The sequence below is a fragment of the Nocardia sp. NPDC004722 genome, assembly GCF_053601505.1.
The window spans coordinates 1-2,006 of record NZ_JBSGBY010000963.1 but is presented as its reverse complement, the minus strand read 5'-3'; the positions used below and the strand labels follow the sequence as shown (position 1 = coordinate 2,006).

1 protein-coding gene is annotated in these 2,006 nt (G+C 64.2%); it reads left to right on the top strand.

The window, feature by feature from the left end; genetic code table 11:
* Positions 1 to 1,869, top strand: a 1,869-nt coding sequence (gene dnaE, locus ACWELQ_RS44605; protein WP_452403006.1) for a DNA polymerase III subunit alpha, incomplete at its 5' end; no start/stop codon positions are given.
* Between the last annotated feature and the right edge of the window lie 137 nt (positions 1,870 to 2,006).

Sequence of the window (2,006 nt, the reverse complement as noted above, 5' to 3'; positions counted from 1 at the left end):
GCGCAGGACGGCGCCATCATCACCGGCTGGGACTACCCGTCGTGTGAGGCCATCGGCCTGTTGAAGATGGACTTCCTGGGTCTGCGCAACCTGACGGTCATCGGTGACGCGCTGGTCAATATCAAGAACAACCGCGGCATCGAACTCGACCTCGACACGCTCCCGCTGGAAGACCCCGCCACCTACGAACTGCTGGCGCGCGGTGACACCCTCGGCGTGTTCCAGCTCGACGGTGGCGCCATGCGAGATCTGCTGCGCCGCATGATCCCCACCGGCTTCGAGGATATCGTCGCCGTGCTCGCGCTGTATCGCCCCGGCCCCATGGGCATGAACGCGCACAACGACTACGCCGATCGCAAGAACGCGCGGCAAGAGGTGAAGCCGATTCACCCGGAGCTCGAGGAGCCGCTCAAGGACATCCTGCGTGATACCTACGGCCTGATCGTGTATCAGGAGCAGATCATGCAGATCGCGCAGAAGGTCGCCGGGTACTCGCTCGGCCGAGCAGACATTCTGCGCCGTGCCATGGGTAAGAAGAAGGCGTCCGTGCTGGAAGCCGAATTCGAGGGCTTCGAAGCGGGCATGCTCGGCAACGGTTTCACCAAGCCCGCCATCAAGGCGTTGTGGGACACCATTCTTCCGTTCGCCGGATACGCGTTCAACAAATCGCATGCCGCCGGATACGGCTTGGTGTCGTTCTGGACCGCGTATCTGAAGGCGAATTACCCGGCCGAGTACATGGCCGGTCTGCTGACCTCCGTCGGTGACGACAAGGACAAGGCCGCCGTCTATCTGGCCGACTGCCGCCGCCTGGGCATTCAGGTGCTGCCGCCCGACGTCAACGAGTCCGAACTCGAATTCGCTTCCGTGGGCCACGATATTCGCTTCGGTATGGGCGCGGTGCGCAATGTCGGCGCGAACGTGGTGGCCTCGATCATCGCCGCGCGCAAGGAGAAGTCGAAGTTCACTGACTTCTCCGACTACCTGAACAAGATCGACGCCGTTGCCTGCACCAAGAAGGTCACCGAATCCCTCATCAAGGCAGGCGCTTTCGACTCGCTCGGGCATCCGCGCAAGGGCCTGATGCTGGTGCACTCCGACGCCATCGACGCGTGCATGTCGACCAAGAAGGCCGAGGCGATCGGACAGTTCGACCTGTTCGGCGGGCTCGACGAGGGTGACGACTCGATCGCCAACGTCTTCAATGTGAAGGTTCCCGACGAGGAGTGGGAGACCAAGCACAAGCTCGCCCTGGAGCGGGAAATGCTGGGCCTCTACGTGTCCGGGCATCCGCTCAACGGTGTCGAGCACGTGCTGTCCGCGCAGTCGGACACCAATATCCCGACCATCCTCGAAGGCGAGATCAAGGACGGCGCGCAGGTCACCATCGGCGGCATCTTCGCCAATGTGACCCGGCGCGTGAACAAGAACGGCCTGCCGTGGGCCTCGGCGCAGCTCGAGGATCTCACCGGTGGCATCGAGGTGCTGTTCTTCCCGCAGTCCTATTCGGTGTACGGCATGGACGTCACCGAGGACGCGATCGTGCTCGTCAAGGCGCGTGTCAGCGCCCGTGACGACCGCATCTCCCTGATCGCCAACGACCTTGTGGTGCCGGATCTTTCGTCCATCGGCGTGGACAAGCCGGTGGCGGTGGTGATTCCCACCCGGCTGTGCACGCCAGACAAGATCGGTGAACTCAAGCGGGTTTTGAACCGCCACCCGGGCACCGCGGACGTGCACATCAAACACGTCGGCTCCCGCGACCGCACCACGGTGCTCAAGGTCGCCGACAACCTGCGCGTCTCCCCGTCCTCGGCCCTCATGGGCGACCTGAAGGCCCTGCTCGGGCCGGGCTGCCTGGGCAGCTAGCCCGCCCTGACGACCGTGGGACGGTGCCGGTCCCGCCCGGGATGACGGTGCGGGTGCCGACCGAGTCGGCGACGGCGGGCACGGTGAAGCTGGAAATCACACTGCCGCAGGATCATCCGCTGGCGGTGGTGCGCAAT